The following is a 12,505-nucleotide window of genomic DNA, read 5'->3' as shown; positions in this document are numbered from 1 at the left end:
GTCGGAGTGCGGGGTGTCAGCCGCATGGGCCCGAGGCATGCCTCGGGCGGGTTGGGCAGGACGCCCAACCCCGGTCTTGCCGTGTGCGCAGGAAAGCGCACACGAGCAAGCGGCTGCCAAGCCTACATGGACGTACTTGCGGCGTCCCCGCACTCCGACACCGCCCCGCCAAAGCACGGAATGCCAGCTTTTGCTGTTGCCGTTGTCGTTGCCTTGGCTTGAAGCATCTGCAGGTGCAGGGCGCAGCCCTGCCGAAAAAACACACATAAAAAAACAGCAGGCCGAGGCCTGCTGTTTCGGTGTAATGGTGCGCCCGGAGAGATTCGAACTCCCGACCGCCTGGTTCGTAGCCAGGTACTCTATCCAACTGAGCTACGGGCGCCAATTACATAAACTTGTTGTGCCGACTGTGTATGGTGCGCCCGGAGAGATTCGAACTCCCGACCGCCTGGTTCGTAGCCAGGTACTCTATCCAACTGAGCTACGGGCGCGCGGTACACAATCAAATTTTAAAACATTTCCAGCGGAGGATGCTGAAAACCTGTCGAGTGGTGCGCCCGGAGAGATTCGAACTCCCGACCGCCTGGTTCGTAGCCAGGTACTCTATCCAACTGAGCTACGGGCGCCCTGCGACAGGAGCGGAATTATGCGGATGTCGGCGCACACCGTCAACAGTTTTGTGAAAATTTTCATCCAACTGAATGAAAAAGCTGTTCGCCACGGCATCCGGTGCCTTCAGCCAGGCGAAATGATCGGCGCGCGTGCCCAGTTCCTGCGCGGACAGCACGCGCAGCTTCGCGTCCACATTCGGCAGCTTTGCCAGCAACGCCTGCATCGATCCGGTCGGAGCCAACCAGTCGTGTTCCATCAGTACGGCCTGTGCGCTGCCGTGCACGCGCGTCATCTGTGCGTCGAGGTCTTCACCCATGCCCGCGGCAGCGTAGTGGTTGTTCAGGCCGACGCGCGCCCAGTCGGCGATCAGTCCGCGTGCTTCGGTGCCACCGAAGCCGAGACGACGGCCATGCAGCACGCCCTGGCGCTGCGCGATCCACGGCAGGAAGCGGTAGACCAGTGGCAGCAGCCAGCCGCGCGGTGGCGGGAATCCACGCCAGAACGGTGAGCCGCTGGCCGCCAACCACAAGTGATGGAAGTGCAGAGGGTTGCGGCCGGCGTGCACGCAGGCCAGCTGCCCGCCCAGGCTGTGGCCACCGATGATCCAGGGCAGGGGGCCTGCTTCCTCGTCTGCGGCCGCCATGACCGCTTGGCTGGCCGGCAGATCCTGCTCGAGTACCTCGCGATAGCCCCAGTCCTGCGCGCGCGACGGGCGTAGTGAGCTGCTGCCGTTGCCGCGCCACTCATGCAGGTAGACCGCCACGCCCTTCGCTGCCAGCGCCTGTGCCAGCGGCAGGTAGTGGCGCGCGGCCACACCCAGCGCTGGCAGCCACAACAAGCGGGCGATGGGCTGTGCGGGCATGCAGGCCATCACTTCGTAGCGATGCCCGTCGTTGCACTGCACTGGAAGGAGGGCCGGCGTCAGGTTCATGCGTGCGGTGCCGCGCCGAAGTGGTCGAGCACCAGTACCTCGCTGCGGCCGGGGGCATAGCCCTGCTGCAGGCCGCGCGCAACGTAGTCGATGCCGGCTTCGCAGGCGTTGGCCAGGCTCAGGCCGTTGCACAGCTGCGCGGCGATGGCCGAGGCCAGCGTGCAGCCAGTGCCGTGCGCATCCAGCGGCAGGCGGGCGTGGATGAATTCTTCGCTGCTGACGCCGTCGAAGTAGCGGTCGATTACGCGGTTGCCTTCCTGCAGGTGGCCACCTTTCAGCAGCACCGCACCGGCACCCAGGTCGAGCAGGGCGGAGGCCACCTGTTCGGCGTCATCGCCGTTCCCGATCTTCCGTCCGGCCAGCAGCTCCGCTTCCGGCGTGTTCGGGGTGATCAGCGTGGCCAGCGGGATCAGCCGCTCACGCATTGCCTGCAGAGCGTTGTCTTCCAGCAGGCGCGCGCCGCTGGTCGCGACCATCACTGGGTCCAGCACCACGTGTGGTGGGCGATGGCGCTCCAACGCATCTGCGACGGCATTGATCACTTCGGTGTTGGCCAGCATGCCGAGCTTCACCGCATGGATGTCGAAGTCATCGAAGCAGGCATCCAGTTGTGCACGCAGGAAATCGATCGGCGGCACATGCACGGCGATGACGCCACGGGTGTTCTGTGCGGTCAGTGCGGCGATCGCGGAGAGTCCGTGCACGCGATGTGCTGCAAAGGCCTTCAGGTCGGCCTGGATGCCTGCGCCACCGCCGGAGTCGGAGCCGGCGATGGTGAGGGCGGATACGGGAGTGGTCGGGCTCATCAGGCGATTGTGCCGTGGTCACCGCAAAGGCGGTAGCGTCACTGCCGGTAGATGGGGTCAGATCCCTTTTCCGCAGGAAAAGGGATCTGACCCCCGCAGCGCGGCCCTCAATGCCGCCAACGCGCCCACTGCTGGTACACCACATAGCCCAGGCCGGTCAGGCCGGTGAGCAGGGCGGGAGCAAGCAGGGCGTCGTACTGCCAGCGCACGAACAGCCAGGCGCCGATCACGCCGCCGCCGAGGAAGCCACTGATGATCAGGCCGCTGAGGGTCAGTCGTCGTACCTGCAGCGGCAGCCCGCGCAGCAGGTGGCCCAGGCCGATGCCGAGATCGGTGAACATGCCGCTGAGATGGGTGGTGCGTACCACCGCGCCGCTGAAGGTCGTAGCCATTGCATTCTGCAGGCCGCAGGCCATGGCGGCCGCCAGTGCGCCCCAGATCTGGTGCTCTTCAAACAGCGGAATGGCCACCAGCAAAAGAGCCGATTCCAGCGCCAGTGCCACGCCGTAGCGCCGGCCCAGCTGCAGGGTGCTGTCCTGGATCAGCAGGCCGCTGAGCATCGCGCCCAGCGAGAACGCGATCAGCAGGCCCCACAGGTGGCCGACCGCGCGCCAGTCGCCCTGGGCCAATGCCATGCCGAGCTGGCTGGTGCTGCCGGTCATGTGGCTGACCGCCTGATGCTCGAACCCGAGGAAGCCGACCACGTTGACCATGCCGGCCACGCACGAGAGTGCGACCGCGCCGATCCAGACCCAGGTGGGCAGGCGTATTCCCATCGGCGAGGCCCCTCAGGGCCCGCCGAAGCCGCCGTTGAACTGCAGCCCGCTGAAGGTGTTGCTGGCCGGGTCGAACACGGCGCCCCAGAACTGTGCGCCGCCATCGCAGACGCGGATCGCTTCGCGGGCCGGATTGATGCCGCTGTCGTCGGGCAGGTGGAAGGCGTTGATGTAGATCAGCCGCTTGCCGGCGCTTTCGATGCCGACGTACTGGCGGTCGAAGCCCAGCACCTTCGGGACCTGCGCTTCCAGCGACGACAGCTTCGCCTCCAGCTGGTCGACCTGCTGCCGGCTGGGCGCCCAGTAGCCCGACACCCGCCCGGCCTCGCGGCCGGGGCTGGGGCGCGAGCAGGTGTCGAGCACCTGCGCGGCGATGATCGGGCGGGTGACCACCCAGGACTGGCCGGTGCGCTCGGCGGTGGGCACGCTGGCCGGGCCGCGCGTGGTCGTACAGGCACCGAGCACGGCGGCGAGGGTGATCGCAGCCGTGGGCAACAACAGGCGCGTGCAGCGGTTCACAACACCTCCGAAGCGTAATCGGCCAGGCGCGAACGCTCGCCACGGCGCAGGGTGATGTGCGCACTATGCGGCCAGTTCTTGAAGCGGTCCACCGCGTAGGTCAGGCCCGAAGTGGTCTCGGTCAGGTACGGGGTGTCGATCTGCTCGACGTTGCCCAGGCACACGATCTTGGTGCCGGGGCCGGCGCGGGTGATCAGCGTCTTCATCTGCTTGGGGGTGAGGTTCTGCGCCTCGTCCAGGATCAGGTAGCGCGACAGGAAGGTGCGGCCGCGCATGAAGTTCATCGAGCGGATCTTGATGCGGCTGGCCAGCAGGTCGTTGGTGGCCTGGCGGCCCCATGTGCCGCCTTCCTGGTTGTGCGTGAGCACTTCCAGGTTGTCGGTCAACGCGCCCATCCACGGCGTCATCTTCTCTTCCTCGGTACCGGGCAGGAAGCCGATGTCTTCGCCGACGCTGACCGTGGCGCGGGTCATGATGATCTCGCGGTAGCGCTGCTGGTCCATTGTCTGCGCCAGGCCGGCGGCCAGTGCCAGCAGGGTCTTGCCGGTGCCGGCGGTGCCCAGCAGCGTGACAAAGTCGATCTCCGGGTCCATCAGTGCGTTGAGGGCGAAGTTCTGCTCGCGGTTGCGTGCGCTGATGCCCCACACGGCGTGGCTGCCGTGGCGGAAATCATCGACCAGCGACAGCACCACCTTGCCATCGCCGACCACGCGGCTGACGCGCAGCTCGACTTCATCCTCGCCCGGCAGGTAGACGTACTGGTTCGGATACCACTCCTCGCCGTCCTGCGCCTGGATTTCGTAATGCGAGCGGCCCTTGTCGCTCCAGCTGCGCAGGTCGTCGCCGTGGCGTTTCCAGAAGTCTTCCGGCAGCTCGGTAGCGCCGGTGTAGAGCAGGCTGAAATCGTCCAGCGCGCGATCGTTCTCGTAGTCCTCGGACACGATGCCGGCGATGGCGGCCTTGATCCGCAGATTGATGTCCTTGGAGACGAACACCACCGGCAGGTCGGGGGTTTCTTCCTTCAGGGCCAGGATCGCGCCGAGGATGGCATTGTCCGGAATGACCTTGCCAAAGCTCTTGCCCGCGTCGAAATGGCTGGTCTGGAAGCGCAGCTTGCCGGCGCTCTGCTTGCCGCGCAGCTGCAGGCCGTTGGGGCGCTGCAGCGGAATGCCGTCGGCCAGGTTGTCCAGGCCGGATTCCTGTACCAGCTCGTTGAGGAAGCGGCTCACCTGGCGGGCGTTGCGGCTCGCTTCGGAGGTGCCCTTCTTGCCGTTGTCCAGCTCCTCGATCACCTGCATGGGCAGGTAGATGTCGTGCTCCTCGAATTTGAACAGCGCGGTCGGATCGTGCATCAGCACGTTGGTATCCAGCACGTAGATGCGCTTGCCTCGGGTCATCGTCGATTCCTGGTTACGGACAGGGAAAAACCACCACGGCCTGCTGCGGGGCAGGGTGATGGCAGACACAGTAGGCAGTGGGACTCACTTGGACTGGGAGGCCTTCAGTTCGGCGAGAACGGCATCGGCATGGCCGGCAACCTTGACCTTGCGCCAGGACTGCACGATGCGGCTGTCGGGGGAAATCAGGAAGGTGCTGCGTTCGATGCCACGTACCTGCTTGCCGTACATGTTCTTCATCCTGATCACGTCGAAGGCGGTGCACAGCGCTTCGTCGCCATCGCTGACCAGCGGGAAATTGAAGCCCTGCTTGGCACAGAAGTTGTCGTGCGACTTCACCGAGTCGCGCGAGACGCCCAGCACGACGGCGCCGGCTTTCCTGAACTTCGGCAGCAGGGCGTTGAAGTCGATGCCTTCGGTGGTGCAGCCCGGGGTGCTGTCCTTGGGATAGAAGTACAGCACCAGCCATTGGCCGGCATAGTCGCCGAGGGTGGCCTGGTCGCCGCCGGACAGGGCCAGCGGCAGGGAGAGGGTGGTGCTGTCCAGGGTGTCGCCGTTGTTCATGAGGTCCTTCTGTCGAGCCTGGGTTCTTGCCATTACAGCTACATGAAACGCCACGCGCCCGTGAGAGACGCGCGAAGAATCAGAACTTCATCGGATCCATGATCGCGTCCAGGTTCAGGTGGTCGCAGAACTCGAGGAAATCGTCGCGCAGCGCGGCGATATGCATGTTGGCCGGCACGCCGATGGTGACCTGTGCGCTGAACATTTCCGCGCCGGTCTGCATGGCGCGGTAGCGCGTGCTCTGCAGGTTCTCGATGGTGATGCCCTGGCGGTCGAAGAAGTCGGCCAGCTGGAACAGGATGCCCGGCTTGTCGGCGGCGATCACTTCGACGATGTACGGCAGCAGGTTGGACTGCGCCTGCTTGGCGGCGGTGCGGTACCAGACCAGCTTCAGGCCTTCCTCGCGCTCCAGCCGGGTCAGCATCGCCTCAAGCTTGGCCACCGAGTCCCAGGAGCCGGTGGCCAGGGCGGTGACCGAGACATCGCGGCCGACCGTGGCCAGGCGTGCATCCACCAGATTGCAGCCGCTGTCGGCGATGCGGCGGGTGACGGACAGCAGGGGGGACTCCGGATGCGTCGTATAGGCGTTGATCAGGAGGTGGTTTTCGCTCGGCGCGGGGCGCGGGGTGGTGTCGGTCAAGGCGATTCCGGGTAATGCATGCGTTAGTCTGAATGCCCGCCAGAGGCGGGGATCCACCGGTGTCCAGCATACTTGCCCGTGCTTTCGCGCCGCAAGTAACATTCAAGTCGCCCCCGGCCTTTCGTGGCGGGCGTTTTCCCTTCCCAGCCAAGAGCAGCACGTCCTTGTCCCTTTCCGGCCTCATCACCGCGCTGGCGACCCCGTTCCGGGCCGACGGCGCCCTCGATCCCGACGGTTGGCAGCGCCTGCTGCATCTGCAACTGGAAGGTGGCGTCCATGGTGTTGTCGTAGCCGGCTCTACCGGCGAAGCGGCAACCCTCACCGACGCCGAGTACGACCTGCTGCTGGCCAGCGCGGTCGAGCGCATCGGCGGCCGCATTCCGGTCATGGCCGGTACCGGTCTTTCGGGCACTGCCAAGACCATCGAACAGACCCGTCGTGCCGCCGCCCTCGGCGCCAGCCACGCGCTGGTGGTCACGCCGCCGTACGTGCGCCCCACCCAGGCCGGCCTGATCGCGCACTACCGTGCGGTGGCCGACCAGGGCGGGCTGCCGGTCGTGCTGTACAACGTGCCCGGCCGTACCGGTTGCGACATGCAGCCTGAGACCGTGGCCGAGCTGGCCAGCCACCCCAACATCGTCGGCATCAAGGAGGCGGTGGGTGACACCGGCCGGGTGCAGGCGCTGCTCGCTCTGCGCAGCCCACAGTTCGCCGTGCTCAGCGGTGACGACGGTACGGCCGCGCGTTCGATCCAGGCCGGTATCGACGGCCTGATCTCAGTGGGTTCCAACGTGCTTCCCGGTGCCTACCGCCGGATGTGCGAGCTGGCCGCCGCACACGACCACGAAGCCACCGCGTCGTGGGATGCGCGCCTGCATCCCTTCCATGATTTCTGCGGCGTCGAACCGAACCCGATCCCGGTCAAGGCGCTGCTGCGCCGCATCGGCATCGGTCACGACCTGCGCCTGCCACTGCTGCCGTTGTCGGCAGCGCATCATCCGGCTGCCGACCATCTTGCCGGCGACATCGCCGCCCTCGAAGCCCTTTCCAGCCACTGACCTTCCGTCTTGGTCTGACCCAGGAGATTCACATGCGTCAATCCGTTTCCACCGTCCGCGTGCTGTCCTATGCCCTGCTTGCTGTGGCGGTCGCTGCCGGCACCACCGGCTGCTTCAAGCGCGGCGCCAAGGGCGACTACGCCCTGGCCCCGGAAATGCGTCCGCTGGAAGTGCCGCCGGACCTGAACCTGCCCAATGCCACCACCGACAACAAGGTGCCGACGTTGGCCTCGGCCACCAAGCCGGCGGCGCCGGTTGCTGCGGCTCCGGCAGCCGGCAGCACCGGTTTCACCATTGCCGGTGGCAAGGATGAAGCCTTCGCCAAGGTCGGTACCGCGCTGGAAGGCGTGGACGGCGTGACCATCGCCAGCCGCGCGCAGTTGCTGGGTTCGTACGACGTGGCCTACGAGGGCAGCAACTTCCTGGTCCGCGTAGTGGCCGTCGATGCCGGCGCCTACATCTCCGCGGTTGACCCGCGTGGCCTGCCGGCCACCGCCGAAGCGCCGGTGAAGCTGATCGCCGCACTGAAGGCGAAGCTCGCCCAGTAAGGGCTGGTCGGGTGGCTGCGGGCCTTGGTCCGCCCCTGCCTTGGGTAGCGCCGGGCCATGCCCGGCGAGCTCGAAGCGCGGCCCAGGATCCGCCGGGCATGGCCCGGCGCTACCGGAAATGGAAAAGGGCGCCCAAGGCGCCCTTTTTCGTTGTCGCAGCAGGCGCTTCTCAGCGCTCCAGCAGCTTCAGCTTGTCCGGCTTGCCATCCCATTCGCCGGCGTCGGCGGGCGGGTCCTTGCGCACGGTCAGCACCGGCCACTCCTTCGCCAGCTCGGCGTTGAGGGCAACGAAGCCTTCCTGTCCGGCAGGAACATCGTCCTCCGGGAAGATCGCATTGACCGGGCACTCCGGCTCGCAGAGGGTGCAGTCGATGCACTCATCCGGGTCGATCACCAGGAAGTTCGGGCCTTCGTGGAAGCAATCCACGGGGCACACTTCCACGCAATCGGTGTGTTTGCACTTGATGCAGTTTTCGGTGACGACAAAGGGCATGGGCTTGGGGGTGGATCGATTCCTGAACCCGCCAATTCTAGAACAGGTTGGCCCCCGGTGTCGGCGCGGGGCGGAAAACGGGCGTCTGGCAGGCGCGACCGTGAGAGTCATTGGCGGCACGGCGGGGGCTGTGCGACGCTGCGGGGCACTCGGTCGCCCACCGTGGCCGGACTCCCTTCCCAGCAGGATCGTCCATGTCCCAAACCCAGCCCAGCACCGCGCCCCAGGGCGGTGAGAACACTGCATTCATCGTCCTGATCAGCTGCGTGGCCACCCTTGGTGGATTCCTGTTCGGTTTCGACAGTGGTGTCATCAATGGCACGGTCGATGGCCTCCGCCAGGCCTTCAACTCCAGTGAGGCGGCGCTCGGTTTCGAAGTCGCCTCGATGCTGCTGGGCTGCGCGATCGGCGCCTTCCTGGCCGGGTGGCTGGGTGATCGCCTGGGGCGCCGCGGTGTCCTGATCGTGTCCGCGCTGATGTTCCTTGTCTCGGCGCTCGGTGCCGGCGCGGCCCACGCGTCCTGGCTGTTCATCGCCGCCCGCGTGCTGGGCGGTTTCGCGGTGGGCGCGGCCAGCGTGATGTCACCGGCCTACATCGCCGAAGTCGCCTCGGCGCGTTACCGCGGCCGGCTGGCCACGGTGCAGCAGATGGCGATCATCTGCGGTTTGTTTGCGGCCTTCCTCAGCAATTACCTGCTGGCGCGTGCCGCCGGCGCCTCGACCGCGCCCCTGTGGCTGGGCCATGAGGCCTGGCGCTGGATGTTCTGGATGCAGGCGCTGCCCTCGGCGCTGTTCCTGCTGTTGTTGCTGGTGATCCCGGAAAGCCCCCGTTTCCTGGTGTTGAAGGGGCGCCAGGGGCAGGCGAGGGCGGTGCTGGCGCGGCTGTACGGCGAGGCCGCGGCCACCGCCAAGCAGGCCGAGATCGAAGCCAGCCTGGCCCAGGACCAGCACAAGCCGCGCTTCGGCGACCTGCGCAACAAGGCCACCGGCAAGCTGCGCCCGATCCTCTGGGTGGGTATCGGCCTGGCCATGTTCCAGCAGCTGGTCGGCATCAACGTGGTGTTCTACTACGGCGCGGTGCTGTGGCAGGCGGTGGGTTTCTCGGAAAGCGACGCGCTGCTGATCAACGTGTTGTCCGGCGCGCTGAGCATCGGTGCCTGCCTGCTGACGGTACTGCTGATCGACCGCATCGGGCGCAGGCCGCTGCTGTGGATCGGCTCGGTCGGCATGTCGGTGGCGCTGGTGCTGATGGTGGCGGCGTTTGCCAGCGGCAGCCTTGTCGATGGGCGCCTGCAGCTGTCCGATGGCATGGGGCGGCTGGCGCTGGTGGCAGCCAACGTCTACGTGGTGTTCTTCAACATGTCCTGGGGCCCGGTGATGTGGGTGATGCTGGGCGAGATGTTCCCCAACCAGATCCGCGGCCCGGCGCTGGCGGTGGCGGGTGCGGCGCAATGGACCTCGAACTTCGCGATCACCGTGACGTTCCCGATGCTGCTGGCCGGCATCGGCCTGGCCGGCGCCTATGGCATCTACGCCGTCGCGGCGATCCTCTCGATCGTCTTCGTGGTCCGCTACGTGCGCGAGACCAAGGGCAAGGAGCTGGAGCAGATGGAAGGCTGACGGCCGGCCCGTGTTTCAGCGCCTCCTTTCTCCGTGGGGAGGCTGCAGGCCAGCCGATCCAGGACACGCCGTAAACCCATCCATGGGGCTCGATGGCGCCATCCATGGCGCCAACGGTCCTGGATCGGCTGGCCTGCAGCCTCTCGACACATTGCGGGTGGCGGACGCAGGTCTGCGCGTCGGGATTGAATTGGCTGCGGAGGAGCGAGGCTGTTCGTGCCGCCGTCGCGGGAAACTGTCAGGAGGGGGCGGGCCACCCTGGCCTGGACCGTTGGCGCCATGGGTTGGGCGCATGCGCCCGACGGGTTGGGCAGGAGCCCAACCCTGGTCTTGCCGCGTGCGCAGGACAGCGCACGCGAGCAAGGCGCCATCGAGCACCATGGATGGGCTTTTGCGTGTCCAGGCCAGGGTGGCCCGCCCCCTCCCGCGCAGGGACAGGGAGGCGCTACTGCGACCAGGCCGACCGATGCCAATGCAAACCCCGGAAAACAGAAAAGCCCGCACGAGGCGGGCTTTTTCGGTTCCTGCTGCGGCGACTGGCGCTCCCTAGGGGACTCGAACCCCTGTTTTAGCCTTGAGAGGGCCACGTCCTAACCACTAGACGAAGGGAGCGTAACTGTGTCGCTGCCGAGGCAGGAGCGCTAGTATATGCACCTCGATGCCATTGGGCAATCCCGAAACTTCAACCGGAAGCGCCAACATCATTTCCCCTGCTACATCACCGTTCAGCCTGCGCGTCATCCCGCGCGACCAGCACACGATCTCCCGCAAGGACATCAGCCCGAACGCCCTGCGCGTGCTTTATCGCCTGCGCGATGCCGGCTTCGGCGCCTACCTTGTCGGCGGCGCGGTGCGTGACCTGCTGGTCAATGGCCAACCCAAGGATTTCGACGTGGCCACCGATGCCACGCCCGAACAGGTCAAGCAGCTGTTCCGCAACTGCCGCCTGATCGGTCGTCGGTTCCGCCTCGCCCACGTAGTGTTCGGCCGCGAAATCATCGAAGTCGCCACCTTCCGTGCCAACAGCGATGACGGCAGCGGCGACCGCGAGATGGAAAACGGCATGCTCGTGCGCGACAACGTGTACGGCACCATCGAAGACGACGCCATCCGCCGCGACTTCACCTGCAACGCCCTGTACTACGCCATCGAGGACTTCTCGGTGCGTGATTACACCGGCGGCTTCGAAGACGTCCAGGCGCGCCTGATGAAGCTGATCGGCGATCCCGAGCAGCGTTATCGGGAAGACCCGGTGCGCATGCTGCGTGCGGTGCGCCTGGCGGCCAAGCTCGGCTTCCAGATCGAAGAGGGGACCGCTGCGCCCATCCCGCACCTGGCCGGCCTGCTCAATGAAGCCGCGCCGGCGCGCCTGTTCGAGGAAGTGCTCAAGCTGTTCCTGTCCGGGCACGGTGTGGCCAGCTTCGAAGGCCTTGAGCGTTACGGCCTGCTGGACGTGCTGTTCCCGGAGAGCGCCAAGGCGCTGAAGTCCAACCGCACCGGCGCGCTGCGCCGCATGCTGGTCGAAGGCCTGGCCAACACCGATGTCCGCGTGGCCAACGACGAGCCGGTCTCGCCGGCGTTCCTGTTCGCGTTGCTGCTGTGGCCGGCGTTCTGCCGCGCACAGGCGACCCTGCTCAAGCAGGGGGTGGCACCGGAAGAGGCGCAGCGCCGCGCCGCCGACCGGGTCACCGTGCAGCAGCTCAGCACCATCGCGCTGCCGCGCCGCTTCTCGCTGCCGATGCAGGAGATCTGGCTGCTGCAGTCGCGCTTCAGCTCGCGCCAGCGCAAGCGCGTGTTCCGTACCCTGACCCACCCGCGCTTCCGCGCCGCGTTCGATTTCCTCAGCCTGCGCCAGGTCGCTTCGTCCGAGCATGCAGTGGATGTCGAGTTCTGGCGCGAAGCACAGGCGCAGTCCGGTCGCGAGCTGGAGTCGTCGCTGGATGCGATGCACAGTGAAGACGGCGATGACGAGAGCGGGGCACCGCGCAAGCGCCGCCGTCGCCGTCGACGTCCCGGTGCTGCTGCGGCGGGCGAGTAAGCGATGACCCTCGCCTGGATCGGCCTCGGCGCCAACCTTGGCGACGCGGCCGCGACCGTGGGCGCGGCGATTGCCGCGCTGGATGGCCTGCCGGGAACGCGCCTGCGACAGGCCTCGCGGCTCTATGCAACGCCGGCCTGGGGCAATGAAGACCAGCCGCCGTTCGTCAATGCCGTGGCTGCGGTCGAAACCACCTTGCCGGCCGATGAGTTGCTGCAGGCGATGCTGGCGCTGGAGCGGGGCTTTGGCCGCGTGCGCGATCCGGCGGTGCACTGGGGGCCGCGCGCGCTGGACCTGGACCTGCTGCTGTATGGCACGCAGGTCCTCGATCAGCCCGGTCTGCAGGTACCCCATCCCTACCTGCACGAGCGCGCCTTCGTGTTGGTGCCGCTGGCCGAAATCGCGCCTGATCTGGCCATTCCCGGTCATGGCAGCGTGCGGGATGCAGTGGTGCGGGTGGATGCCTGCGGGATTGCGCCGATAGGGTGATAATGACCGGGTTAT

General features: G+C 66.6%; 13 protein-coding genes and 4 tRNA genes. 5 read left to right on the top strand and 12 right to left on the bottom strand.

Going from position 1 to position 12,505, the window contains the following annotated elements; genetic code table 11:
- Positions 1-305: 305 nt before the first annotated feature.
- The 10 genes from AB839_RS17270 to AB839_RS17225 all read right to left on the bottom strand — a co-directional run bounded on the left by AB839_RS17270 (position 306) and on the right by AB839_RS17225 (position 6,245).
- Positions 306-382, bottom strand: a tRNA-Arg gene (locus tag AB839_RS17270).
- A gap of 32 nt (positions 383-414) precedes the next feature.
- Positions 415-491 (bottom strand) — tRNA-Arg (locus tag AB839_RS17265).
- A gap of 58 nt (positions 492-549) precedes the next feature.
- Positions 550-626 (bottom strand) — tRNA-Arg (locus AB839_RS17260).
- Complete coding sequence (locus AB839_RS17255) at positions 617-1,543, bottom strand: alpha/beta fold hydrolase (RefSeq protein ID WP_061480297.1); 927 nt, start codon at positions 1,541-1,543, stop codon at positions 617-619. Before AB839_RS17255 ends, AB839_RS17260 begins: the two co-directional genes overlap by 10 nt.
- Positions 1,540-2,349 carry a bifunctional hydroxymethylpyrimidine kinase/phosphomethylpyrimidine kinase gene (gene thiD, locus AB839_RS17250; protein WP_049412883.1) on the bottom strand — a complete coding sequence of 270 codons (810 nt, stop codon included), beginning with the start codon at positions 2,347-2,349 and terminating at the stop codon, positions 1,540-1,542. The genes AB839_RS17255 and thiD overlap by 4 nt, the downstream gene beginning before the upstream one ends.
- A gap of 107 nt (positions 2,350-2,456) precedes the next feature.
- A complete protein-coding gene (locus tag AB839_RS17245) occupies positions 2,457-3,125 on the bottom strand; it encodes a YoaK family protein (protein WP_061480296.1) in 669 nt (222 codons plus the stop codon).
- 12 nt (positions 3,126-3,137) lie between these two features.
- Positions 3,138-3,644 (bottom strand): hypothetical protein, encoded by a 507-nt coding sequence (locus tag AB839_RS17240; RefSeq protein ID WP_061480295.1) that lies wholly within the window; start codon positions 3,642-3,644, stop codon positions 3,138-3,140.
- Positions 3,641-5,041, bottom strand: a complete 1,401-nt coding sequence (locus AB839_RS17235; RefSeq protein WP_005409049.1) for a PhoH family protein — start codon at positions 5,039-5,041, stop codon at positions 3,641-3,643. Before AB839_RS17235 ends, AB839_RS17240 begins: the two co-directional genes overlap by 4 nt.
- An 84-nt stretch (positions 5,042-5,125) precedes the next feature.
- Entirely contained in the window at positions 5,126-5,605 is a 480-nt protein-coding gene (locus tag AB839_RS17230; RefSeq protein ID WP_005416113.1) for a peroxiredoxin, read from the bottom strand.
- Positions 5,606-5,684: 79 nt separating this feature from the next.
- Positions 5,685-6,245: a glycine cleavage system protein R gene (locus AB839_RS17225; protein ID WP_005409051.1), complete on the bottom strand. Its 561-nt coding sequence runs from the start codon at positions 6,243-6,245 to the stop codon at positions 5,685-5,687.
- A gap of 164 nt (positions 6,246-6,409) precedes the next feature.
- Here AB839_RS17225 and dapA point away from each other — a divergent pair, with 164 nt between their 5' ends.
- Both dapA and AB839_RS17215 read left to right on the top strand, forming a co-directional pair.
- Positions 6,410-7,303 (top strand): 4-hydroxy-tetrahydrodipicolinate synthase, encoded by an 894-nt coding sequence (dapA, locus tag AB839_RS17220; protein ID WP_061480294.1) that lies wholly within the window; start codon positions 6,410-6,412, stop codon positions 7,301-7,303.
- A gap of 32 nt (positions 7,304-7,335) precedes the next feature.
- Entirely contained in the window at positions 7,336-7,851 is a 516-nt protein-coding gene (locus AB839_RS17215; RefSeq protein ID WP_061480293.1) for a hypothetical protein, read from the top strand.
- Between the two features lie 169 nt (positions 7,852-8,020).
- On the opposite strand, the gene fdxA is transcribed toward AB839_RS17215, so the two are convergent.
- Positions 8,021-8,344: a ferredoxin FdxA gene (gene fdxA / locus AB839_RS17210; RefSeq protein ID WP_005409054.1), complete on the bottom strand. Its 324-nt coding sequence runs from the start codon at positions 8,342-8,344 to the stop codon at positions 8,021-8,023.
- Positions 8,345-8,538: 194 nt separating this feature from the next.
- Between fdxA and AB839_RS17205 the strand changes: the two genes are divergently transcribed.
- Complete coding sequence (locus tag AB839_RS17205; protein ID WP_061480292.1) at positions 8,539-9,963, top strand: sugar porter family MFS transporter; 1,425 nt, start codon at positions 8,539-8,541, stop codon at positions 9,961-9,963.
- Positions 9,964-10,500: 537 nt separating this feature from the next.
- Here the strand turns inward: AB839_RS17205 and AB839_RS17200 are convergent.
- Positions 10,501-10,575: transfer RNA gene (locus AB839_RS17200), tRNA-Glu, on the bottom strand.
- Positions 10,576-10,621: 46 nt separating this feature from the next.
- On the opposite strand from AB839_RS17200, the gene pcnB reads away from it, so the two are divergent.
- Positions 10,622-12,001: a polynucleotide adenylyltransferase PcnB gene (pcnB, locus tag AB839_RS17195; RefSeq protein WP_181357839.1), complete on the top strand. Its 1,380-nt coding sequence runs from the start codon at positions 10,622-10,624 to the stop codon at positions 11,999-12,001.
- A 3-nt stretch (positions 12,002-12,004) separates the two neighbouring features.
- On the top strand, positions 12,005-12,490 hold the full coding sequence (gene folK, locus AB839_RS17190; protein WP_061480291.1) for a 2-amino-4-hydroxy-6-hydroxymethyldihydropteridine diphosphokinase: 486 nt from the start codon (positions 12,005-12,007) through the stop codon (positions 12,488-12,490).
- Positions 12,491-12,505: the final 15 nt, after the last annotated feature.

The organism is Stenotrophomonas sp. DDT-1 (genome assembly GCF_001580555.1).
In the GTDB taxonomy this organism is placed as follows: Bacteria; Pseudomonadota; Gammaproteobacteria; order Xanthomonadales; family Xanthomonadaceae; genus Stenotrophomonas; species Stenotrophomonas sepilia.
The sequence above is the reverse complement of the archived record's forward strand: the minus strand, read 5'-3'. Positions and strand labels throughout refer to the sequence as shown.